This is a genomic window from Sphingomonas sp. JC676, assembly GCF_014489075.1.
GTDB lineage: Bacteria > Pseudomonadota > Alphaproteobacteria > Sphingomonadales > Sphingomonadaceae > Sphingomonas.
This window is the reverse complement of record NZ_JACTGR010000001.1, coordinates 1,322,166-1,343,798: the sequence shown is the minus strand read 5'-3', so window position 1 is coordinate 1,343,798 and position 21,633 is coordinate 1,322,166. Positions and strand designations below refer to the sequence as shown.

General features: G+C 66.2%; 17 protein-coding genes. 4 read left to right on the top strand and 13 right to left on the bottom strand.

Features of this window, described 5'->3' with window-relative positions; all coding sequences use genetic code 11:
• Positions 1–6: 6 nt before the first annotated feature.
• The 4 genes from IAG41_RS06315 to rhaT are packed head-to-tail and all read right to left on the bottom strand — an operon-like array spanning position 7 to position 6,226.
• Complete coding sequence (locus IAG41_RS06315; protein WP_187727656.1) at positions 7–1,269, bottom strand: MFS transporter; 1,263 nt, start codon at positions 1,267–1,269, stop codon at positions 7–9.
• The gene (locus IAG41_RS06310) at positions 1,266–1,934 is read right to left on the bottom strand and encodes an aspartate/glutamate racemase family protein (protein WP_316251092.1); all 669 of its coding nucleotides are present in this window, start codon (positions 1,932–1,934) and stop codon (positions 1,266–1,268) included. Before IAG41_RS06310 ends, IAG41_RS06315 begins: the two co-directional genes overlap by 4 nt.
• A 15-nt stretch (positions 1,935–1,949) precedes the next feature.
• The gene (locus tag IAG41_RS06305; protein WP_187727655.1) at positions 1,950–5,147 is read right to left on the bottom strand and encodes an alpha-L-rhamnosidase; all 3,198 of its coding nucleotides are present in this window, start codon (positions 5,145–5,147) and stop codon (positions 1,950–1,952) included.
• Positions 5,144–6,226 (bottom strand): L-rhamnose/proton symporter RhaT, encoded by a 1,083-nt coding sequence (gene rhaT / locus IAG41_RS06300; protein WP_187727654.1) that lies wholly within the window; start codon positions 6,224–6,226, stop codon positions 5,144–5,146. Before rhaT ends, IAG41_RS06305 begins: the two co-directional genes overlap by 4 nt.
• A 361-nt stretch (positions 6,227–6,587) precedes the next feature.
• On the opposite strand from rhaT, the gene araD1 reads away from it, so the two are divergent.
• Positions 6,588–7,568 carry an AraD1 family protein gene (araD1, locus tag IAG41_RS06295; RefSeq protein ID WP_187727653.1) on the top strand — a complete coding sequence of 327 codons (981 nt, stop codon included), beginning with the start codon at positions 6,588–6,590 and terminating at the stop codon, positions 7,566–7,568.
• Positions 7,569–7,598: 30 nt separating this feature from the next.
• Complete coding sequence (locus IAG41_RS06290; RefSeq protein WP_187727652.1) at positions 7,599–8,903, top strand: sugar MFS transporter; 1,305 nt, start codon at positions 7,599–7,601, stop codon at positions 8,901–8,903.
• 120 nt (positions 8,904–9,023) lie between these two features.
• Here the strand turns inward: IAG41_RS06290 and IAG41_RS06285 are convergent, their stop codons facing one another.
• From IAG41_RS06285 to IAG41_RS06245, 9 genes are read right to left on the bottom strand one after another with little or no spacing between them, the layout of a single operon-like run.
• On the bottom strand, positions 9,024–11,084 hold the full coding sequence (locus tag IAG41_RS06285) for a beta-galactosidase (protein ID WP_187727651.1): 2,061 nt from the start codon (positions 11,082–11,084) through the stop codon (positions 9,024–9,026).
• The gene (locus IAG41_RS06280; protein WP_316251091.1) at positions 11,081–11,809 is read right to left on the bottom strand and encodes an SDR family oxidoreductase; all 729 of its coding nucleotides are present in this window, start codon (positions 11,807–11,809) and stop codon (positions 11,081–11,083) included. The genes IAG41_RS06285 and IAG41_RS06280 overlap by 4 nt, the downstream gene beginning before the upstream one ends.
• A gap of 10 nt (positions 11,810–11,819) precedes the next feature.
• Positions 11,820–12,869, bottom strand: a complete 1,050-nt coding sequence (locus IAG41_RS06275) for a Gfo/Idh/MocA family oxidoreductase (protein ID WP_316251090.1) — start codon at positions 12,867–12,869, stop codon at positions 11,820–11,822.
• A complete protein-coding gene (locus IAG41_RS06270; protein WP_187727649.1) occupies positions 12,866–14,056 on the bottom strand; it encodes an extracellular solute-binding protein in 1,191 nt (396 codons plus the stop codon). The genes IAG41_RS06275 and IAG41_RS06270 overlap by 4 nt, the downstream gene beginning before the upstream one ends.
• The gene (locus IAG41_RS06265; RefSeq protein ID WP_187727648.1) at positions 14,053–15,207 is read right to left on the bottom strand and encodes an ABC transporter permease; all 1,155 of its coding nucleotides are present in this window, start codon (positions 15,205–15,207) and stop codon (positions 14,053–14,055) included. The genes IAG41_RS06270 and IAG41_RS06265 overlap by 4 nt, the downstream gene beginning before the upstream one ends.
• Positions 15,204–16,685 (bottom strand): sugar ABC transporter ATP-binding protein, encoded by a 1,482-nt coding sequence (locus tag IAG41_RS06260; protein WP_187727647.1) that lies wholly within the window; start codon positions 16,683–16,685, stop codon positions 15,204–15,206. Before IAG41_RS06260 ends, IAG41_RS06265 begins: the two co-directional genes overlap by 4 nt.
• Complete coding sequence (locus tag IAG41_RS06255) at positions 16,679–17,674, bottom strand: sugar ABC transporter substrate-binding protein (protein WP_187727646.1); 996 nt, start codon at positions 17,672–17,674, stop codon at positions 16,679–16,681. The genes IAG41_RS06260 and IAG41_RS06255 overlap by 7 nt, the downstream gene beginning before the upstream one ends.
• Before the next feature lie 2 nt (positions 17,675–17,676).
• On the bottom strand, positions 17,677–18,129 hold the full coding sequence (locus IAG41_RS06250) for a MaoC/PaaZ C-terminal domain-containing protein (protein WP_187727645.1): 453 nt from the start codon (positions 18,127–18,129) through the stop codon (positions 17,677–17,679).
• Positions 18,126–19,289 (bottom strand): CaiB/BaiF CoA transferase family protein, encoded by a 1,164-nt coding sequence (locus IAG41_RS06245; protein ID WP_187727916.1) that lies wholly within the window; start codon positions 19,287–19,289, stop codon positions 18,126–18,128. Before IAG41_RS06245 ends, IAG41_RS06250 begins: the two co-directional genes overlap by 4 nt.
• 115 nt (positions 19,290–19,404) lie before the next feature.
• On the opposite strand from IAG41_RS06245, the gene IAG41_RS06240 reads away from it, so the two are divergent.
• A complete protein-coding gene (locus IAG41_RS06240) occupies positions 19,405–20,499 on the top strand; it encodes an extracellular solute-binding protein (protein WP_187727915.1) in 1,095 nt (364 codons plus the stop codon).
• On the top strand, positions 20,496–21,614 hold the full coding sequence (locus tag IAG41_RS06235) for a CaiB/BaiF CoA transferase family protein (RefSeq protein WP_187727644.1): 1,119 nt from the start codon (positions 20,496–20,498) through the stop codon (positions 21,612–21,614). The genes IAG41_RS06240 and IAG41_RS06235 overlap by 4 nt, the downstream gene beginning before the upstream one ends.
• The last annotated feature ends 19 nt before the right edge of the window (positions 21,615–21,633 follow it).

The window sequence follows — 21,633 nt, the reverse complement described above, 5'->3', positions numbered from 1 at the left end:
GCTTTACTACAGCGTCGCCGGAGCCAATTCGGGCGGCGCCTTGTGATCGAAGCCCTTGGTGCAATCGATCAGCACGAAGAGACCGGCGGCGACCAGCACCATGGCAGCCACGCCCTGCAGTGGCAGGTTATAGTTGCCCGTGGCGGCGACGACATAGCCGAACGCGACCGAACAGACGAAACCGCCCAGATTGCCGGCAGTGTTCATCACCCCGCTGGCGGTGCCGCCATAGCGCCCGCCGATCGCCATGCACATCGCCCAGGCGGCGGGGAGCATCAGGTCCATGATCATGAAGGCGGCGCCGGCCAGAACGATGATCGCGATCTTGCCGGTCGCCAAGCTCATCGCCACGAGAAGCGCCGCGGTGATCGTCAGGCAGACGCTGGCAATCAGGCTATAGGCACGGCGGATGCCGATGCGTTCGGCCAGCCTGTCGCACAGTACGCCGCCCGCCAGATTGCCGACGATGCCGAGCAGGAAGGGGATCGACCCGTAGAGCCCCATTTCGCCGACCGTGAAGCCGGCGCCCTTGACCATCCAGGTTGGGAACCAGCCGAAGAAGAACCAGCTGCCGAATGCATAGAAGCAATAAGCGAGTGCGATCAGCCAGAGCTGCGGCAGGCTGAGCAGACGGCGCCACGGTGTGCCCGAATGGCCGCTGTCGTCCGTACCGATATCCGCGACTTCCTCGGCGGTGATGCCCGGCTGGTCGGCGGGCCGGTCGCGATACCAGCCCCGCCATGCGATCGCCCAGATGAAGCCCAGCGCGCCGAGGAGGACGAACACCACCTGCCAACCGAGATAGTGGTTCGCCGGCACCAGCAGCAGCGGAGCGAGCGCGCCGCCGAACCGGCTCGCGGCCCAGATCACGCCCTGGCCGCGCGCCCGCTCGCGTGCTGGCAGCCAGCGATAGAGCACGCCGGACATGTTGGGATAGGCACCGGCCGCGCCGAGGCCGAACAGGAAACGCGCGGCGGCCAGCTGCCAGAAATTGCGGCACACCGCCGTGATCGCCGTGAAGAACGACCACCAAAGCGTGATCCGGGTGAGCTCCTTGCGATAGCCATGCTTGTCGCCCATCGCGCCCGACGGCACCTCGAACACGGCATAGGCGATGACATAGGCGCTCAAGATCCAGCCCCATTGTTGGGGGCTGATTCCCAAATCCTTCTGGATCGTCGGGCCGGTGACTGCGATCGCCATCCGATCGATGAAAGTGATGATCGATAGGACGGCCAGGAAACCGAGGACGATGCGCCGCTTCTTCACTTCGCCAAGCTCGCGAGCACGTCGCGGGCATGCTCCATGCCGAGCTCAGGGCTGGCGAGGACCGGTGCCGCGACAGCACCTTCCGGCAGCGAGGCGACGACGCGCGCCATCGAAGCCTGGGCAAGCACGATCACATCCATGCCGGCCATGCCCTTGGTCAGCCCTTCGCCGACGATGCGATCGTGCGTGGCGCCGTCGCCGGCCATCACCGCTTCGAACGCGCCTTCGCAGAGGTGCTCGACGATCTCGACATGCTTGCCTTGTTCCTCTGCAACGCGGCCGATCAGATCGGCGGTAGGCGTGAGTGTGGTCGACAGGGTGGCTACCACGCCGATCCGGTTACCCGTGGCCACTGCCTTCTCGGCCATCGCGCGGTCGACGCGAAGCACGGGCTGGTCATAGAGCTGTGCCGCCATCTCGACCGCTGCACCGATCGAGGAGCAGGTGACCAAAGCGACGTCGCACCCGGCATCGAAGGTGGAGCCGACCAGTCGGATCACCTGGCGCATCGTCGCCTTCTGGAGATGGCCCGCCGCGATCGTGTTCTTGATCGTGCTCTCGTCGACGAAATGCAGGATCCGGACGTCGGGCATGATCCGGGCGGCGATTTCGTTGAACACGGGTGCCAGCACCGGCGAGTTATGGATGAGACCAAGCGTGGGCACGGATAGTTCCTCTGATTAGATCGTGAAGCGATACTCGCCCGAGCCGACCTCGAAGCGGACGAGGTCGCCGTCGCGGCGCAAATTCCTGATGTCGGGATGGCCGTCGATCGCGCGGCTGCCCTCGCGCCAGGCGCGGGCGGGCAGTTCGACTTCGGCGACGGCGTTGGCCGGAATGGTGAGCGAAAGGCTGGTGAGGCCCTGCGCATCGCCATTCACTTCGGTCGCGATCGTGCCGATGCACGATTCATACTTGGCCGACACCTTGCCGACCTTGGGCAGCCATAGCGGGCGAATGGCGATGCGGCGGAAGCCGGGCGCCGCCGGCGCGATGCCGGCGAGGCGGCGATAGAAGAAGCCGACCACCGCGCCGAGCGCATAATGGTTGTAGCTGTTCATCGCGACGTCGCCGACATCGCCGTTCCAGCGCTCCCACACCGTCGTCGCACCCTTGACCGGCATATAGCCCCAGCTCGGATAGCCGGTCTGGAGCAGCAGGCCGCTGACCACTTCCAGTTCGCCCGCTTCGGCGAGCACGTCGAGCAGATAGGGTGTGCCGAGAAAGCCGGTCGACAGCTTCATACCGCGCCCGCGGATCTCGGCGGCGAGGATCTTCGCCGCGGCCGGACGTTGCGCGGCCGGCGTGAGGCCACAGTGCAGTGCCAGCACCTGGCTGGTCTGGCTGCCATTGCCGGCGGTGCCGTCGGGCTTGAGCAGCGATTGTGCCGCCTGGATGATCTTGCCACGCAGATCGGTGTAGCGCGCGGCGTCGGCGGTGCGGCCGGTGGCGGTCGCCATCTCGGCGAGCAACTGCGCGCACCACGCCCAATAGGCGGTGGCGCACAGGATACGGGGGGTGGTCTCGTCGTCGGGCTTGATCGCGTCGACCGAGAGCCAGTCGCCGAGATCGAGCCCGCGGTCCTTGCGCCAGATGAAGTCGGGATTGTCGCGGGCGACATAGGCCATCCAGCCTTCCATCGCCGCCCAATTCTCGTCGATCACCGCGGTGTCGCCATAGCGCTGCCACAGACGATAGGGGAGGATGATCCCCGCCTCGCTCCAACCGGCGGTGACCACGTCGGGGAAGGAATTCGGCTGCGGCACGACGATCGGATAGGCGCCGTCCTTGCGCTGCGCCGCGCGTACCTCGGTCAGGAAGCGGCGGATGAACGGATCAACCTCCATGTTGAACGCGGCGGCGTCGAGGAACACCTGGATGTCGCCCATCCAGCCCATGCGTTCGTCGCGCTGGGGGCAGTCGGTGGGCACCGCGAAGAAGTTCGAGCGCTGACTCCATTCGGCATTCTGCCAGATTTTCTGGAGCAGAGGCGCGGCGAAGCGCATCTCTCCGGTCTTGCGGCAGTCGCTGTAGACGATGACGCCCTCGATATCGGCGGCCGTAGGCTTGCCGGGGTAGCCCTCGATCTCGACATAGCGGAAGCCGTGATAGGTGAAGTGCGGCTCGAACGTCTCGCCCTCCGCATCCCCGCGCATGATGAAGCGATCGGTGCATTCCGCAAGGCGGAGGTTGGACTGGTCGGCGCTGCCGTCCTTCTTGAGCAGTTCGGCAAAGCGGGCGGTGATGGTGGCGCCTGCCGGACCCTTGGCCTTGATCCGGACCCAGCCGGAAAAGTTCTGGCCGAAATCGAAGACGAAGCGGCCGGGAAGGGGTTCGCTCACCTTGACCGGACGGCGCGTCATGTTGGGAGTCAGCAAGGGCGAGGTCTGGGCGATCAGCCTGGTCCTGGGCGCGCTTCCTACCTTTACCGGTGCCCAGGCCGAGGCATTGAAGCCCGGCGCGTCCCAGCCCGGGGTGCGCAGCCGTGCGTCGAAGGTCTCGCCGTTATAGATATCGGATTTGAGGATAGGCGAATTGCCGATGCGCCAAGCCGGTCCCGTCGCGATCCAGTCGTGCGAGCCGTCCTCATAGTCGAGCCGGAGCTGCGCACGCAGCCGGCGCGGCGCCGGGCCAAAGCCGTAGCGCTCCATCCGCCAGCCAAAAGCGCTGGCGTACCAGCCGTCGCCGACCACCACGCCCAGGGCATTCTCGCCGGGCGCGATCAACTTGGTGACGTCGTAGGTCTGGTAGAAGACATGATCCCTGGCGACGCTGATCTCGGGCGCGAGATGCGCGGTGGAGACGCGCTTGCCGTTGATCCGTGCATCATAGGCGCCGAGCGCCGTCGCATAGAGCCGCGCCGCGACCACCTTCTGCTTCGGGGTGAAGCCGGTCCGCAGCAGCATCGCGGGTTCGGACGGGCGCGGATCGCTGTCCGCGTGCGAGCCGCTCTTCTGCGGGCGCTCCCAGCCGCTGGCGTCGAAGCCGGGCGCGGTCCAACCTTTCGGCGCGTTGGGCATGACGCGCCAGCCGCTGCTGACGATGCGGTCGATCTTGCCGCCCTTGCGGTGGATACGGATCAGTGCCGCGAAGGCGCCGCCATCGACGGGGAAGAAGCCTGTCGTCTCGGCCTCGACCAGCGCGCAGACGCTGTTGCGGCCGGGGCGGATATTGCCTTCGAACGAAAGCAGCGTGCCCCAGAAGGGCAGCATCGTGTCCCAGCCCAACCCGAGCGGCAGCGCATCGGGATTCTTGCTCTCGCCGTTGATCCAGACGCCCCGCATATGATCCTTGCCGGAGATCAGGATTTCGGCGCGCTCGAAGTCCGCAGGCACGTCAAAATCGACGCGGAAGGCATGTGGGCGGGAATCGAGCGCTTTCTCGGTCCACACCCATTGCACGCCTGCCGCACGATCGGCGGCGGCGAGGGCGTCCTCCGCTTCGATCCAGTCGGCGTGCCAGTCTTCGGGCGCAAACAGGCCGGTCTCGAACCATGCCGGCGCGGAGCGTGCCTCGCCGCCTCGGCTGTCGGTCACTTCGACAGTCCACGACACGCGCTGCATCGATTTCAGCGGAGCGCCGCCCCAGACGATGTCGAAGCTGGCATTGGAGGCGATGGCGCCGCTGTCCCATAGATCGGCCTTGCCCGCTGCGGTCCCGGCGCGGATGCGGTAGCTACTCTGGGAGACACCGCGATCCGGACCTTCGATCCGCCAGGACAAGCGGGGCTTGGCGACATCGGTGCCGAGCAGATCGGTCACATGTTCGGCGCGGAGGTCGACGACGGCCAGTGCAGAGGGTGCCGCGGCGCGCGCGGGGACGGCCGCGAGCGCCGCAGCGGTGCCGGTGGTGGTCAGGAATTGGCGGCGCGTGGTCATGCCTTGGTCCCCAACATGTTGCCGTAACCGATGACGACGGTGGCGAAGACGAGCAGGAAGATGCCGAACCAAACCATCGCGCGGACGCGCGGGGCGGCGTCCTTCCACTCCTTGAAGCCGAAGCCCCAAAGCGTACCGAAGATGATGATCGAGGCCATGTGCAGCGTCCAGGACGAGAAGCCGAACTTGCCCATCTGGCTCTCGCCCATCGTGTAGAAGAAGAACTGGAAGTACCAGAGCGTACCGCCCAGTGCGGCGAGGAGATAGTTGCGCAGCAGCGGCGGGGGCGTACCGTCGGCATCCGCCGCGGGCCCCGCACGGCCGATGAATTCACCGGCGCTGCGGTTCTTGACGATCAGCCAGGTGCACCACACCGCGTTGGTGATCAGCCCGCCGAACATGACCAGGCAGAGCGTCGGCAGGCCGGTCCACAAGGGGCCGGTGCCGGCGGCGGCGGAAAGCGCCTTGATCGGTTCGCCCGACGCGAGGCCGAAGGCGAAACAGGACGACATGACGCCGGAGAATATTGCGACCGCGACACCCTTCTTGAAGTCGAACTCGGCGATCGCCGCAGCCTTTTGCTCGGGCGAGAGCGCACTGTCCTTGCTGGCGCCCGCAAGGGCAACCACGATGATGCCGGCCAGCGTGATGCCGAGGCCGAGCAGGATGTACAGTCCGCTCGGTGTATCGAGCAGCTTGGAGGCGAAATCGCCCTGGAAGATCGGCGGGATGATCGTCCCGAAGACCGTACAGAGCCCCAGCACCACCGCCATGCCCAGCGACAGGCCGAGATAGCGCATAGTGAGGCCGTAGGTGAGCCCGCCAAAACCCCAGAGCATGCCAAACAGCACGCACAGGCCGACGGTACGGCCAGGGACCTGCGCCATCACGCCCATCAGGTCGTTGGTCTGGATCGAGGCGAAAAACCACGGTGCCAGCAACCAGGAGAAGATGCCGCCGGTGATCCAGAAGATCTCCCAGCTCCATTTCCGGATGCCGCGATACGGCACGTAGAAGCTGGCCGAGGCGAAGCCGCCGAGCCAGTGGAAGAAGACGCCGAGGAGTGGGTTACCGGGCATAAAATTCAATCTCCTCGGATCGATCAAGGCGGAGGATGGTGTTGGGGCAGCCGGATTTTGGCGCGACGTGGAATCTGGCCTTCTTCACGACGGGCGCGCGAGCGCAGTGTGCGGCGAATCCGGGAATCGAGCGCGGGCATCGGCCAACGGATTTTCGGGCACTCAACTCTCCCAGATCGCGGACGCCGTCTCTTCTGGACGGGCTGCCGCTGGCCTCAGCCGATTGTGTGTAGGATATAATATGAATAATTGACCGGGGTCAAATCGCGAGCGGGACCCGTGGCGTTGCCGTGACAAAGCCTTTGCATCATCGCCGGGCCCATGTCTAGAATAGTCATATAATATCTAGGAGAGTTTTCGCGTGCGTCTCGTGCAGCTTCGTATCGACGGTCAGCGGATTGTGGCCGCCTCTGAGGGTATGACCGCCCGGCCTATCGCCGGCGCCAATTCGATGCGCGAACTCGCGCTGGGGGCCATCGATGCAGGCCGCTCGCTGGCCAACGAAGTCGCGAGCCGTGCGCTGGGAGATCCGATCGATCTTGCCGCGGCGCTTGCTGCGGGCGATGTCCTGGTGCCGATCGATCATGACGATCCCGCGCACCTGATATTGACCGGCACCGGCCTCACCCATCTCGGCTCGGCCGATGCGCGCGACAAGATGCACCAGGCTGCCACGAGCGGGACCGAGACGGATTCGATCCGCATGTTCCGGATGGGCCTGGAGGGCGGCAAGCCGGAGGGCGATGCGCCGGGCGTGCAGCCCGAATGGTTCTACAAGGGCGACGGGGCAGGGCTGATCGGCCCCGGCATGCCGCTGACCTCGCCCTCCTTCGCACTCGACGGCGGCGAGGAGCCCGAGATCGCCGGCGTCTATCTGATCGGACGCGACGGGCAGGTGCATCGCATCGGTTTCGCGCTCGGCAACGAGTTTTCGGACCATGTGACCGAGCAGCAAAATTACCTCTACCTCGCCCATTCCAAGCTGCGCCAGGCGGCGATCGGTCCCGAACTGCTGATCGGCGAGTTGCCGCAGGACATTTGCGGCACCAGCAGCCTGGTGCGCGGCGGCGAGACGATCTGGTCGGCGCCCTTCCTGTCCGGGGAAGCGAACATGTCGCACAGTATCGCCAACCTCGAGCATCATCATTTCAAGTATGACCAGTTCCGCCGGCCGGGGGATGTGCACATCCACTTCTTCGGCACCGCGACCCTGTCCTTCGCGGCCGGCATGCGCGCCGTTCCGGGCGATGTGTTCCGTATCGAAGTACCCGAATTCGGCCTGCCGCTTGAGAATCCACTGGCAGTGGTCGGCGAGAGGCAGCATCGCGTGCAGGCGCTCTAAAGAACAAGAATCCCCCAGGGAGAGGATCGAATGGCCGGACCGGTACCGATTGGCGCGACGACGTCGACGACGACGACAGAAACCTATCGCGGCGCGCTGACGCTGCTCGCGACGCTCTTCTTCATGTGGGGCTTTATCACCGTCATCAACGGAACGCTGCTGCCGCATCTGCGCAGCGTGTTCGACCTCAACTACACCCAGACCACATTGATCGAGAGCGTGTGGTTCATCGCCTATTTCTTCGCCTCGATCCCATCGGCGAAGCTGATCGAACGGATCGGCTACAAGAAGTCGATGGTGATTGGGCTGGCGATCATGGCGGTCGGCGCGCTGGGCATGATCCCGGCGGCGCGCATTCCCTCTTTCGGGGTCACGTTGTTCGCATTGTTCGTGATCGCAAGCGGGATCACGCTGCTCCAGGTCGCCGCCAATCCTTATGTTGCCGTGGTCGGTCCGCCGCAGACCTCCTCGTCGCGGCTCAACCTGGTCCAGGCATTCAACTCGATGGGCACCACGCTCGCGCCCTTGTTCGGCGGCTATCTGATCCTTGGCCGCTCGACATCGGGGACCACGACCGATCCGCGGGCGTTGACCGCCGCGGAAAAGCTCGCCGATGCGCAAGCGGTGCAGCTGCCCTATCTGATCGTCGCCGTCGTGCTGATCGCGCTGGCCTTCGTGATCGCACGGTACCGGCTGCCCGACATGGGGAGCTCCACGCGCCGTCTTGCCGCTGAGGGGCGCAAGAGCCTCTCGCTGTGGCGCCACCGCAACCTTGTGTTCGGCGTGCCTGCCATCTTCATTTACCTGATCGCCGAGATTGGCGTCGGCAATCTGTTCATCAACTTCGTGAGCCAGCCCGATATCGGCAATCTGACGCACGAGCAGGCATCGCGTTACCTGTTCCTGCTCTGGGGCGGGATGATGGTGGGCCGCTTCATCGGCAGCTTCCTGATGCGTTCGATCGATGCGGGCCGAGTATTGGCGGGCGCGAGCGTGGGGGCGTTGATCGTGATGCTGATCGCCACGTTCGGGACCGGACCCGTGGCTATGTGGGCGCTGATTTCGGTCGGACTGTTCCATTCGATCATGTTCCCGACGATCTTCACGCTGGGCATCAAGGGGCTGGGCCCGTTGACCGAGGAAGGATCGGGGCTGCTGATCATGGCGATCGCGGGCGGCGCGCTGGTCTTCGTCCTGGGCTGGATCGCCGACGCCTATGACCTGCAGACATCGTTCCTGCTGACCGCGGCGTGCGAGATCTATGTGCTGTTCTATGCGCTGTGGGGCAGCCGCGTGACGGAGCCACTCCCCGACGAAATGCCGGTCATCGTCTGAGGTTCGTCGGGCTACCCAAGCCCGTCATCCCGGCGAAAGCCGGGACCCAGAGCCAAATGGGGCAGCGCTTGTGACTCTGGATCCCGGCTTTCGCCGGGATGACGGTGGATGGTGTCTCGCTTACTTGATCGCCCGCTGGAGCACCGCGACGCCTTCGGCTTCCAGCGTCACTTCGGTTTTGCTGCCGCCGACCAGTATGTCGGTCATCGCCTGCGGCAGCGTGACGCTGCGCCGTTCGCGGCCGTGGTTGATCAGGATCACAATCGAGCGGCCCTTGCCCTCCCGGGTCATCAGCTCGACATCGTCGGGCACGGCGAAATCGCGCGAGACATTGGCGCCCGTCAGCGCCTTGTCGATCAACCCCTTCATCACCGCATCGTCGACCAAAGCGCCGACATAGGTGATGCTGCCCTTGCCGACCTGCCGCGTGATCGCGGCGGGATGGCCATCGAGCCAGCCATTGGCCTTGCCGTAGCGCAGCAGCACCTGCGTGTCGGGCGCCTTGGTCGAAAGATCCTCGGCCCAGATCGCCGCCTTGCCGTCACCGACCGCGATCGTCTCGTCGAGCGCGTAGAATTGCTCGACCTGGCCGCCGAGCAGATCGGCGAGCGGACCGGGCTGGCGCTTGGGATCGAGGCGGTTGAACGCGTCCTTCATGCCCGAGCGCGGCCCGAGGATCAGGTGTCCGCCGCCGCGGACATAGGCCGAAAGCTTAGCGGCCATCTCGTCGGTGATGATGTTGAGGCTCGGGGCGACGACCAGCTTGTAGCCGGTGAGCGGTCCGGTGGCCTCGACAATGTCGACCGCGCCAAGCGCATCCTTGAGGGGCTGGTAGTAGTCGAGCAACACCGCGATCTGGTCGTAATCCTTGTGGTGCAGCTGGAAGTCGATCGCCCAGCGGCTCGGATAGTCCTGGAGGATCGCGACCGGGGAGGCGGGATGCGTACCGGCGATGACCGGGGATGCCTTGGCCAACTCGCGGCCGATCTGGCTCACCTCGCCATAGACCGGGAGCGGCTTACCGTCGGGGCCGACGATCGAGCCGTGCATCGTCTCCTGGCCGTTCAGCGCGTTGCGCCACTGCCAGTAGAGCACGCCGTCGGCGCCATGGCCGATCGCCTGCCACGCCATCGCACGGGTCTCGCCGGGATAGAGCATGTTGCTGACCGGCGCCCAGTTCACGAAGCCGGGCTGGATCTCCATCACCCAGAAGTTGCGGCGCTTCCATCCGCGGACCAGGTCATGCGTGGCACCGTTGCGATAGGGCTGGAGGTGGCCGGTGCCGACATAATTGTCCCAGGATGCGAAATCGAGATCGCGGTTGATCTCATAGCGATCGAACTTGTTGGCCCAGCCCAGCCCGCCGAGATTGGTGGTGATGAACTGCTTCGGGCTTGCCTTGGCGCGGATCTCGTCGAGCTGGTTCTTCTGGAAATCGACCCATTGGCTGGTGATGAAGCGCTTGAGCTCCAGCATCCAGCCGGGATTGCCCTTGTCGGTGTTGAACGGAACCTGGTCCCAGGCCGAATAGGTCTGCGACCAATAGGTGGTGGTCCAGGCATCATTGAGCTTGTCGAGCGTGCCGTAGCGCTGCTTCAGCCACGCGACCCAGGCGGTGCGGGCATCGGGATCATAGCTTTCGTCGGTATATTCGTTGCCGATCTGCCAGCCGACGACGTTGGGCTCGTTGCCGAGCGCGGCGGCCATACGCGAGACGATGTCGCGGCTGAGCGCGCGGTAGCGCTGCGACGAGATCGAGAATTGGCGCCGGCCGCCATGGCCCAGCCTTTTTCCGTCGCCGTCGATGCGCAGCACCTCCGGATATTTCTGGGTCATCCAGGCGGGTGGCGTGTCGGTCGGCGTGCCGATCACGATCTTGATGCCGTATTTGGCAGCGAGGCGGACGGCGCGGACCAGCCAATCCATGTCGTACTGGCCTTCGCTCGGCTCCATCCGGCTCCAGGCGAATTCGCCGATGCGCGCGACATTGGCGCCCTGCGCCTTCATCAGGCGAAGGTCCTCGGCCCAGCGCTCCTCGGGCCATTGCTCGGGATACCAGGCCGAGCCGAGCCATAATTTGTCGAACTGCTGCTGGCCGGCGGGCGCGACGGCCTGCGCATGCGCCGCCATCGGAGTCGCGAGCGCCAGCGCGGAGGCGGCGAGGGCGAGCAGCGCCTTCATATCGACCAGCCCCCGTCGATGTTGTGGATCTGGCCGGTGGTGTAGGTCGCGCCGGCGAGATAGACGACGAGGTCGGCGATCTCCTCGGGCTTGCCGAGCCGCCCGATCGGCTGGCGTGCGACAAAGGCCGCGCGCGTCGTCTCATAGTCGCCCTGCGCCGACAGACGATCGCGCAGTGATGGCGTCTCGACCGTGCCCGGGCAGATCGCGTTGCAGCGGACGCCCTGGCCGACATAATCGGCGGCGAGCGCCTTGGTCAGACCGATCACCGCTGCCTTGGTGACGCCATAGACGAAGCGGTTGGGCACGCCCTTCACGCTGGAGGCGACCGAGGCCATGTTGATGATCGCGCCGTCGCTCTTGGCGATCATGCCCGGCAGCACCGCGCGGCACATCCGGGTCATCGCCTTGACGTTCAGCTCATAGGCGAAGTCGAGATCGGCATCGGTGGATTCGAGCAGCGAGCCGTTGTGGACGACACCCGCGCAGTTGAAGAGGATGTCGACAGCGCCGACTTCGCCGATCAGGCGGGCAATGGCCTCGGGATCGAGCACGTCGAGCCGCTTGGTGGTGATGCGTTCGCTGGCCAGCCCCTCGAGCGCGGCTTCGTTGACATCGGTCGCGGTCACGCGCGCACCGGCTTCGGCGAGCGCAATCACCGAGGCGCGACCGATGCCCTGCGCGGCGGCGGTGACAAGAGCGGTCTTGCCGGAAAGATCGATCACTTCGGGTCCTTCATTCTGTGGGAATTGGCGTAGCTGGAGCAGCGGCGGCGCGATAGCAGGCCTCGACCAACGCCATCGTCCGCCAGGCATCCTCGACATTGGTGGCGAGCGACGCGTCCTCGCCGGCGGCGAAGCGCTGGAGATTGGCCATCGGGCCGATAAAGGCATCGGGGAACCAGGCGCCCTGAAGCGCAACCTGCTTCCAGGGGCCGCCTTTTGGCGCGAGCCAAAGTTCGTCGGGTTCGCCGGTGGGATAGTCGAGCAGCAGCCCGAGCTTGACCATGGCAGCGCCTTCGCTGCCCTCGACACGGAACGACGCGTCCTGGAACCGGCGGCCGAAATCATGGTGGTGGTTGATCGACAGCGTCGCGCGCAGCGGCGCGTCATACTCCAGGATCGCGGTGGTGCGCGTGTCGGCGAGCCGGCTCGACGGATGCCCATAGCTGCGTGCGAAGACGCCCTTGGGATCGCCTGCCAGCGCGCGGATCGTGTCGAGATAGTGAATCGAATGCGAGACGATCTCGACCCGCGGATTGGGGATGAGATGCGGGAACAGGTGCCAAGGCGTGACGAGATTGAGATGCACCTCGATCTCGACGAGCTCGCCGAGCAGGCCCTGGGCGATCGCGTCGGCCACCGCGAGCATCATCGCCGAATAGCGGAGCTGGAAATTGACCGATGCTGTGAGCATTCGATCGCGGCAAACCTGGCGGATCGCGGTTGCGGCGCCGAGATCGAGGCCCATCGGTTTCTGGAGCAATACGGTGGCGCCCTCGGGCAGCGCCGAGAGGATCGCAGCATGCGCGATCGGCGGCGCGGCGACGTCGAACACAGCGTCGGCCGCGGCGGCTTCCTCGATTGTGTCGAAGACCCTGGCGATGCTCCATTCGTGGGCCAGTTCGGCGGCGCGGGCGCGATGCGTGTCGTGGACGCCGGCGACGGTGAAGCCGGCCTTGCGATAGGCCGGAAGATGGGCGTCCTTCACGATGCCGCCGGTACCGATGATGACGATCGGGCGCGGATTGGATGGCATCGGCCAGCCTTGACGAAGCGCAGTCACAGGACCGCTTCCGTCCTGGCTTGCGCGGCGGCGAGAAGGTCAGCGGTCGCGATGTCGGTCGTCACTGCAGCGGTGAGCATCGCGTCGACGATGTGCGAGATGTCGGCGAGCTTTGGCGTCAGCGGCATCTCGCGGGCATGTTCGTGGAGCCAGTCAAGCCGGTGATAATAGGGGACCAGCGCGTTGACCTCAGGGTCCGCCCAGGTCGAGCGACGCACACCGATTGCGCCTTCGGTGGTCGTGAGCTTGTCCATCGGCGCCGTGGCGCAGTGGCGCAGGAAATCCCAAGCGAGCGCCTTGTTGCGCGAACCGGCGCCGATCGTGAGCACCCAGAAGACGTTGAGTGAGACGCTGCGTCCGCCCGGCCCGGCGGGGAGGGGCGCGACATCGACCAGCCCCTTGACGCGGCTTTCGGCGGCGGTGTCGGCATAGGCGGCGAAACCGAACCAGTTGGCCATCAACGCGACCTTGCCCTCGGCAAAGAGGAGCCCGGACTGGACGCTGTCCAGGTCGCGGGCACCGGGAGCGATCGCGCCGGTGTCGGCAGCGAGGCCGCGCAGGAAATCGAGCGCGGCACGGGCCTGGGGCGAGGTGAAGGCGGGGCGGCCTGCTGCGTCGAAGGGCTCGCCGCCGCGCGACCAGATATGGATGCAGAAATCATAGAAGCTGTTGTGCCCGTCCGGGAACAGCGCGAGCACGGTACCGTATTGCTGCTGCTCGGATCTGTGGAGCGCGCGGGCGGCGGCATGGAATTCGTCCCAGGTGGTCGGGACCGCGATCCCGGCTGCTTCCAGCAGGTCGCGGCGATAGATCAGGCATTCGGGCCCGTCATGATAGGGTATGCCCCAGAAGCCGCCGGCGAAGCGTTGCATCGTCGTCAGTGACGGGCTCCACGCAGCGGGAAAATCGGCAATTGGCGCGCGTGCCATTTGCGGCGAAAGATCCTCGAGCAGGCCGCCCGCCTGCGCTTCGGCGAGCCAGTCAGTCGCCATGAAGGCGATGTCCCAGTCGCCGGTGGCGAGGCCTTGATCGCCGATCACCGCCTGGTGCAGCGGATTGAGATCCATTGCGACGGCTTCGAGCGCGGCATCGGCGCCAGTGGTTGCGACGAAATTGGCGAACTGCTTCGCGATCGCGGTTTCGAACGGGCCGAACTTGCGGACGGCGACGCGCAGCGTCTGGGTCATGCCGACGCCCCCGCGACCGCCGGGGCTTGGGGAGCGGTGTCGGCGGTCGACGGCTTGGCGCGGCGGCGGTCCGCGCCGATCGTGTAGATCGCGGCGGCTGCCACGACGACGATGCCCTCGATCAGCCCCTGATAATTGGCGCCGAGATTGAGGATGTTGAAGCCGTTGGTGAGGGTGAAGAGCAAAAGCGCGCCGACCACAGTCTTCACGACGCTGCCGGCGCCGCCGAACAGCGAGGTGCCGCCCAGGATCGCGGCGGCGATCACGGTCAGTTCGGCGCCTTGGAGCGCGGTGGGGTTGATCGCGCCGAGCCGGCAGCCGAACAGGATGCCGGCAAAACCTGCCGCGACGCTGGACAGGACGAACGCGCCGAGGCGATAGGCATGGACATTGATGCCCGAGAGCCGCGCCGCTTCGGCGTTCCCGCCGACTGCGTAGAGGCGGCGGCCGATCACGGTGAAGCGGAGTACGAACCAGATCAAAGCGGTGAAGAGGGCGAGATAGACGACCGGCGCGGCAACGGTGAAGCCGGTGCCGGCGAGCAGGGCGAGTCCGGCGATGATCGCACCACCTGCAATCGTGAGGGGAAGCTTACGCAACAGCCCCAGCAGGATCAGCGCGACGGCCAGTGCGAGCAGCGGCCAGAACAGCGGGATGCGTGTGCTCTCGAACGCCAGCATCTCGGCGAGCACCTGGGGCTGTTCGACCATCAGCGAGCGCCCGTCGGTGAGGATCAGGACGAGGCCGCGCACCGCGGTGAGGGTGCCGAGGGTGACGATGAAGGCGTTGATGCCGACGAACTGGACGATCGCGCCGTTGAGCAGGCCGATCGCCGCCGCAGTGCAGAGCGCCGCGCCTGCCGCGGGCACGAAGCCGATCTGCCCGGCGAGCCCGACCAACACCGCTGCTGCGAGCGCCGCCACCGATGCTACCGACAGATCGAATGCGCCGGTGATCAGCATCACTGTCATCGCCACGCCCATGATCCCGACAAGCGATGCCTGATAGGCGATGTTGCCGAGATTCTGGCCCGACAGATAGGCCGGGAGGCCATGCGCGGCCGCCAATGCGGCAAGGATGGCAAGCAGCAGGAGCAGGGCGTAATAGACGCCCGCCTCGCGCAGTCCGAAAGTACGACGCCAGTCGATCATGCAGCGGCTCCCAAGGGGGCGCTGCCCCCGGCCATGAGGATAAGATCGGATTCGGTGCGCGTCGCCGGATCGGCTTCGCCAACCACCGCACCGTCGCGCAGCACCAGCAGGCGATCGCACACGGCGAGCAGCTCCTCGAATTCGGAGGAGACCAGAATCACCGGGAGGCCTTCGTCGGCGAGCGTGCGGATCAGGCGCAGAATATCGGTGCGCGCGCCGATGTCGATGCCGGCGGTGGGCTCGTCGAGCAGCAAAACACGCGTATCGGATGAGAGCCATTTGGCGATCACCACTTTCTGCGCATTACCGCCGGAGAGCTCGCTGGGCAGGGCATCCGGACCCGGCGCCTTGATCGCCAGCCGCTCAATCGCCGCCCGTGCGGCCGCGGCATCAGCGGCATTGTCCAGCAGCATGCCGCCGGCACGGGGCAGGGCGATGTTCTCGGCCAGCGTGAGCGCGGGCACATAGCCTTGCGCGGCGCGGTCCTCAGGCACCAGCGCGATGCCGGCGGCGACCGCTTCGTCGGTCCAACGTCCGACCGGAGCGCCGTTCAGAAGCACCGTGCCCGTCGCCTGCCTGTCCGCCCCGAAGATGGCGTGCAGCAATTCGCTGCGGCCCGATCCAAGCGTGCCGACCAGGCCGAGTATCTCGCCGGCGCGAAGCGTGAAGCTGGTTGGCGTGAGCTTGCCGGACGATGCTAGGTCGCGCACTTCCAGCACCGGTTCACCCAGCGCGCGCGGCGTGGCGGAACGCTCGAGCGCGGTGACCGAACGGCCGGCGATCGCGGCGGCGACCTGATGCTCCTCCAGCCCGGCGGTCACAGCGTGGAGTATGGTACGCCCGTCGCGCAGCACGGTGACTTCGTCGGTGAGCGCGATGATCTCGTTGATGAAGTGCGACACGAACAGCACTGCCTTGCCTTCGGCGGCGAGCCGGCGGATCGTCTCGTAGACGCGGATGCGCTCATGTCCGGCGAGCGACGCTGTCGGCTCGTCCATGACGACCACTTTGGCGCCAGAAGCGAGCGCCTGCGTGATCGCGACCATCTGTCGCGCGCCGATCGGCAGATCGGCGACGAGCGCGTCGAGCGGGAAGGGGTTGCCCAGCGATGCCACGAGAGCCGCGATACGCACACGATCGGCGGCGCGATCTCGCCACAGCCCGGTCTCGTCGAGCAGGATGTTCTCGATCGCGCTCAGTGTGGGGACGAGTGGGATGTGCTGGTAAATGGTCGCGACGCCGGCCGCCTTGGCGTCACGCGGGTTCGACCAGTGCACGGGTGCACCGTCGAGGAACACGGTGCCTGCGCTCGGCGCATGCGCTCCCGCCAGGATCTTGATCAGGGTGGACTTGCCCGCGCCATTGGCACCGAGCAGGCCGTGGACCTTGCCAGGCTCGAGCGTCAGGTCGACGCCGCGCAGCGCGACGGTGCCATTGGGGAAGGTCTTGGCGATCCCTTCGAGGCGAAGCGTCACCATTGGCCGACACACTCGCCGACAGTGGCGCGGGTGACTGCGGGGATCGGATAGGTGCGGAAGCGCGGGCCGGCCGTCTTCTGGTGCAGCGCCTCGAAGGCGAGCGCGCCGAGCGCCTCGGGCTTGAAGCATACGGTGCCGTCGACCGCGCCCGCCTTGATCGAGGCGACCGCAAGCTTGGATCCGCCGACGCCGATCAGCCGCGCGTGCGAACCGGCGGCGCGGACGGCTCGGGCGCAGCCGATCACCATGTCGTCGGCCTCGTTGAAGAACATGTCGATATCGGGCTGTGCCGCCAGGATGTTCTGGCACGCCGCCTCGCCGCCCTCGGCTGTCCAGTCTCCGGGCTGCGAGGCGACGATCTCGTACTTGATGCCGGCCTTGGCGAGGCCTTGTCGAAAGCCGCGTGCGCGTTGCTCGACTTCGGGGAAGCCGGCTGCGCCTTCGATGATCGCTATCCGCGCCTTGCGGTCCCGCGGCAACAGGCGCACGGCTAGCGTCCCGGCGGCCTCGCCGGCGGCGACCTCGTCCTGTGATACCAGCGCGACAAGGCCGGGATAGACATCGTCGATCCGGCGCTTCTTGGGATCGCCGATCAACGCGGCGACCGCCGCGACCGGCACCCCGGCGCGCCCGATACGATCGACCCAACCCTGAGCGACGACGGAGTCTAGCGGCATGATCGCAATGCCCTTGACCTTCTGCGCGACCAGATCGTCGATATCGTTGGCCTGTTTCTGGACGTCGCCCTTGGCGTCGAGAATGACGGCCGTGGCACCCGCACGGGCAGCTGTGTCACTGAATCCCTTGGCGATCGCGGCGGCGAAGGGATAGCTGAGTCCGACGCTCGACAGGCCGTAGCGCGGGCCGCCGCTGGCAACCGCGGACGCCGCAGTGCCTGCGCTCGCAGAATGGCGCAGCATGACGAGCGACGCGATCGCGACGAGGACGACCAGCGCCCATAAAGCCACCGGGATCGCGCGCAGCCGCATGGTCAGGCGAGCGGCTCGCGGCGCAGCACGAGATAGAGATGCTCGCAGGCGAGCACGGTCTCGCCACGCTGGTTGCGAATATCGACCGCTTCGGTCACGACGCCGTGCTCGGTGCGCTTGGGATGGTCGCGCTTGTCAGTGATGCGCGTGATCGTGGTGATGGTGTCGCCGATATGGACCGGGCGGATGAAGCGCAGCCGATCATAGCCATAGGACATGGCGTGCGGGTTGATCGTCGTGGCGGTAAGTCCGATGCCGACCGAGAAGATCAGCGTGCCATGGGCGATGCGCTGGCCGATGTCTTGCGTCGCGCACCAGGCTGCATCCACATGGTGAGGGAAATAATCGCCGGTATGGCCGGCGTGGACGACGAAATCGGTCTCGGTGATCGTCCGGCCGAAGCTGGTCTGCTCAGAGCCGATCTCATAGTCCTCGAAATATTGCTCGATGATCATGCAGGCGTGTCCAATAGGGCGCTGTCGGCGCCGAGCCGTGGCGCCGCGCGGTCGTTGAACAATATCTGTCCGTCGACGCGGATCGGACAGCGGGTGAGGGTGAGCTCTGCGCCGTCGGGCGAACGGACGTGCTGGGTCGCGTCGAGCGCGGCGAAGGCGGGACCGGCGACGAAGGTGGGCCAGTCGTTGACCGGTGCCGCCCAGATGCCGGCGGGCTCCAAGCGCTCCAGCCAGTGGTGGGTCGCTTGCGTAGCCAGATGGTCGCGCAATGCTGCCTTGATTGCATCGCGCTCAGCGAACCAGCGGTCGGGCGCGTAGCCGGCGAGCGCCGGGCATTCGATCACGCCTGCGAGCTTGTCCACCGGGCACATGGCGATCGCGAGATAGCCGTCGCCGGTCGAATAGATGCCATAGGGTGCAGCGAGATAGAGATTGGCGTTGGCGATCTTGCTGCGGGCCGGCATCGTGCCGCCACGATTGAGATAGACCGCGAGATGTTCGAACTGCAGGTCGATCGCCGTCTCTATCAGGCTGACATCGACGCGGCCGCCCCGGCCGGTGACGCCGCGCCGGACGAGCAGCGCGAGGATACCATGGGCGAGCTGGGCGCCCGCCATCATGTCGGTGATCGAGAGCCCGGCGGGCACTGGCGCCGCGTCGGCGTCGCCCGAGAGCCAGGCGATCCCGGACAGCGACTGGACGAGCAGGTCCTGTCCCGGCCGGTCGCGCCAGGGTCCGGCGGGGCCGTAGCCGCTCACGCCGGCGTAGATCAGCTTCGGATTGAGCGCGGAGACATCATCCCAGCCGAGCCCGAGCCGCTCCATGATGCCGGGGCGAAAATTGTGGATCATCACATCGGCGCGCGCGATCAGCGCCTTGACCCTGGCGAGGTCAGCCGGATCCTTCAGATCTGCGGCGACCGAGAGCTTGCCGCGGTTGATCGCGTGGAACAGCGCGCTGTCCTGATCGAAGGGCAGATCGGCGAGATAGAGCCCGCGGCTGGCATCGCCGCCCTCGGGCCGCTCGACCTTGATCACGCGCGCGCCGAGATCGCCGAGGCGCAACGCGCAGGAGGGGCCGGCGAGGAACTGGCTGAAATCGAGCACGGTCACGCCATCAAGCGGCATGACGAGGTCGCGGTCCTGCTGGGCGGCGGCCATGGTGCTCACGATCCCCTCAATTAGTATGTTTATATGATATTTCTTTCCATTGGCTATGCTGCGCGTTAGGAGGCGAGTCAACCGGTTTTGAAAGAGGAGAGTGGCATTGCGCGGAATGACGTGGGACCATCCGCGCGGCTATGATCCGTTGGCCGCGGCGTCGCGCGTCTGGGCCGAAATGGGCGGCGAAACGATCGAATGGGACCGCCGCTCGCTCCAGGATTTCGAGAGCTATCCGGTCGAGGAACTCGCCCGCCGGTACGACCTGATCGTGATCGATCATCCCCATGTCGGACAGGTTGCCGATGCCGGATGCCTCGCCGCGCTCGAGGAACTTTGCGACGCCGTCGCCCTATCGGAAATCGCTGCGGGATCGGTCGGGGGTTCGTTCGAGAGCTACAACTGGTCGGGGCATCAATGGGCGCTGCCGATCGATGCCGCGGCACAGGTGCAGGCCTGGGTTCCGGGGCGGATCGAGACGCCACTGCGCGACTGGGACACCGTGATCGCGCTGGCAAAGCAGGGCCGGCTGACGATCCCGCTACGCCCGCCGCATTCGTTGATGTCGTTGTTCACGCTGATCGGCTTGGCTGGCGGGCCCCTGTCGGTCGATGGCGACGTGCTGTTCCCGGAAGCTGCGCACCCCGCTTATGATCGCTTGGCCGAGTTTGCGGTGGTGGTCGATCCGTTGGCCTATGAACAGGACCCGATCGCGGTGCTGGAAGCCATGGCGCAACCGGATTCGAAGCTCGCAGTCTCTCCGCTGATCTATGGCTATGTGAGCTATTCGCTGAACGGTTTCCGTCCGCAGCGCATTGGCTTCGCGGATCTGGCGGCATGGGATCCACGCGGCTCGGCACTTGGCGGCACGGGTATTGCCGTCTCGGCATTCGGCGAAACGCCCGAGCGCGCGGCGGCGTTTGCGGCCTGGGTAGCGAGCGGCACGGTGCAACGCAGCCTGTACGCCTTGTCTGGTGGGCAACCCGCGCATGCCGACGCATGGGTGGACAACACCGTCAACGCGTTGGTCGCGGATTTCTACATCGCGACCCGCAAGACGCTCGACAGCGCATGGCTGCGTCCGCGGCACGACGGCTATATGACATTCCAACACGCGGCGTCGGAGCGGCTCAACCAGTCGCTCAGATCCGGCGAGACGGCGGCTTCGGCGATCGCCGCGCTCAACGCGCTGTACCGGGACAGCAAATGACCTCCGGCCGTCCCCTCGCAGGGTTGCTCGTCATCGACATGGCGCAGTTCCTGTCGGGGCCGTCGGCGGCACTCCGGCTCGGCGATCTGGGCGCGCGGGTGATCAAGGTCGAGCGGCCGGGCGACGGCGATATCTGCCGGACGCTCTATCTTTCCGACACCGATATCGGCGGCGCATCGACGCTGTTCCACGCAATCAATCGCGGCAAGCAGAGCATCGCGCTCGATTACAAGCAGCCCGAGGATCGCGCCGCGCTGCTCCGCCTTGTTGCGCATGCCGATGTCGTGATCCAGAATTTCAGGCCGGGCGTAGCGGATCGGCTCGACGTGGGACCGGAACAGTTGCGCGCGGCAAACCCGCGGCTCGTCGTCGGATCGATCAGCGGCTATGGCGAGACCGGGCCCTGGGCCGGACTGCCGGGGCAGGACCTGCTGGCGCAGGCGCTGTCGGGCGTGATGTGGTTGAACGGCAACGCCGATGACGGGCCCGTGCCCGTCGGCCTTTCGATCGCCGATATGCTTGCGGGTCATGTGCTGGTTGAGGGCATACTGGCCGCGCTCGTTCGCCGCGGCATCGACGGGAGCGGAGCGCATGTCGAGACCAGCCTGATCGAGGCGCTGATCGACTTCCAGTTCGAGGTGCTGACGACCCATCTCAATGATGGCGGGCGCCCGCCAAAGCGTGCAGCGGTCGACAACGCCCATGCCTATCTCGCCGCGCCGTACGGTGTGTACCGCACCGCGGACGGCTGGCTGGCGCTCGCGATGATGCCGCTCGCCAGGCTTGCGGCGCTGCTGGACCTCGATCTCGCGGGGGATGCCTTTGCCGATCGCGACGCGATCAAGGCGCGGATCGCCGCACGGCTGGCGACTGAGAACACGGACACCTGGATCGAGCGGCTGCGCCCGCATGACGTGTGGTGCGCGCCGGTGCTCGACTGGCCGGCATTGCTGTCGTCCGAGGCATTCAGGCGGCTCGATATGCTTCAGGAGGCTGGCGGCCTGACGACGCCGCGCGCGCCGCTCAGGATCGACGGTGTTCGGGCGGACGCATCGGATGGTGCGCCCGGGATCGACGAGCATGGCGACGCGATCCGGCGCGAATTCGATCTCTAGAACAATAAGGAGAGGGCAT

Excerpts from the sequence above, each read along its gene's own strand:
- IAG41_RS06290 (WP_187727652.1), top strand. The coding sequence starts at position 7,599 with ATGGCCGGACCGGTACCGATTGGCGCGACGACGTCGACGACGACGACA.
- IAG41_RS06250 (WP_187727645.1), bottom strand. The coding sequence starts at position 18,129 with ATGATCATCGAGCAATATTTCGAGGACTATGAGATCGGCTCTGAGCAG.
- IAG41_RS06255 (WP_187727646.1), bottom strand. The coding sequence starts at position 17,674 with ATGCGGCTGCGCGCGATCCCGGTGGCTTTATGGGCGCTGGTCGTCCTC.
- IAG41_RS06235 (WP_187727644.1), top strand. The coding sequence starts at position 20,496 with ATGACCTCCGGCCGTCCCCTCGCAGGGTTGCTCGTCATCGACATGGCG.
- IAG41_RS06260 (WP_187727647.1), bottom strand. The coding sequence starts at position 16,685 with ATGGTGACGCTTCGCCTCGAAGGGATCGCCAAGACCTTCCCCAATGGC.
- IAG41_RS06270 (WP_187727649.1), bottom strand. The coding sequence starts at position 14,056 with ATGACCCAGACGCTGCGCGTCGCCGTCCGCAAGTTCGGCCCGTTCGAA.
- IAG41_RS06245 (WP_187727916.1), bottom strand. The coding sequence starts at position 19,289 with ATGGCCGCCGCCCAGCAGGACCGCGACCTCGTCATGCCGCTTGATGGC.
- IAG41_RS06240 (WP_187727915.1), top strand. The coding sequence starts at position 19,405 with ATGACGTGGGACCATCCGCGCGGCTATGATCCGTTGGCCGCGGCGTCG.
- IAG41_RS06305 (WP_187727655.1), bottom strand. The coding sequence starts at position 5,147 with ATGACCACGCGCCGCCAATTCCTGACCACCACCGGCACCGCTGCGGCG.
- IAG41_RS06285 (WP_187727651.1), bottom strand. The coding sequence starts at position 11,084 with ATGAAGGCGCTGCTCGCCCTCGCCGCCTCCGCGCTGGCGCTCGCGACT.
- rhaT (WP_187727654.1), bottom strand. The coding sequence starts at position 6,226 with ATGCCCGGTAACCCACTCCTCGGCGTCTTCTTCCACTGGCTCGGCGGC.
- IAG41_RS06265 (WP_187727648.1), bottom strand. The coding sequence starts at position 15,207 with ATGATCGACTGGCGTCGTACTTTCGGACTGCGCGAGGCGGGCGTCTAT.